The organism is Cupriavidus sp. 01L46, from assembly GCF_056399905.1.
In genome coordinates, this window is the sequence record NZ_JBFTSF010000637.1 from 1 (window position 1) to 1,010 (window position 1,010).

The 1,010-nt window shown below is 66.0% G+C and carries 1 protein-coding gene; it reads left to right on the plus strand.

What is annotated here, in order from left to right:
• Nucleotides 1-32: 32 nt before the first annotated feature.
• Nucleotides 33-1,010 (plus strand): GTP 3',8-cyclase MoaA (gene moaA, locus AC1DS3_RS39020; protein WP_477129412.1); only part of this gene is annotated, 978 nt, incomplete at its 3' end.

The window sequence follows — 1,010 nt, forward strand, 5'->3', positions numbered from 1 at the left end:
GCCATGACCGAATCCGTCATTCCCATTTTGCCATGACCGAATCCGTCATTCCCATTTTCGACCTGCGCGACCATCGCTACCGCTCGATGACGCCAAGCATTCCGGCCGTGCTCGCCGCACCAATCGGGCTGGTTGCCGACACGCGCGGCAGGCCGCTCCATGATCTGCGCATCTCGGTCACGGATCGCTGCAATTTCCGCTGCGTCTACTGCATGCCCAAGGAAGTGTTCGACAAGGACTACACCTTCCTGCCCCATTCCGAGCTGCTGAGCTTCGAGGAAATCGAGCGCGCKGCTCGCCTCTTCGTTGCGCACGGCGTGGAGAAGATCCGCCTCACCGGTGGCGAGCCGCTGCTGCGCAAGAACATCGAGAAGCTGGTGRAAATGCTGGCGCGCATCGACACGGTGTCTGGCAAGCCGCTGGACCTCACCCTCACCACCAACGCCTCGCTGCTGGCCCGCAAGGCGCGCGCGCTGCGCGATGCGGGCCTGACGCGGGTGAGCGTGAGCCTGGACGCCATCGACGACGCCACCTTCCGCCGCATGAACGATGTCGACTTCGCSGTGCGCGATGTGCTGGACGGCATCGAGGCCGCCCAGGCGGCCGGGCTGGCGCCGATCAAGGTCAACATGGTGGTCAAGCGCGGCACCAACGATGGGGAGATCGTGCCGATGGCCGCGCATTTCCGCGGCAGCGGCATCATCCTGCGCTTTATCGAGTTCATGGACGTGGGCGCGAGCAACCACTGGCAGATGGATGAGGTGCTGCCCTCGGCCGACGTGGTGCGCCGCATCCACGAGGCCTTCCCGCTGGAAGCCATCCCGGCCAACTATAGCGGCGAAACCGCCGAGCGCTGGCGCTACCGCGACGGCGCCGGCGAGATCGGCGTGATCTCCAGCGTCACCCACGCCTTCTGCGGCGACTGCAGCCGCATCCGCCTGTCGACCGAAGGCCGGCTCTACCTGTGCCTGTTCGCCACCGAAGGCTACGACCTGCGCGCGCTGCTGCGC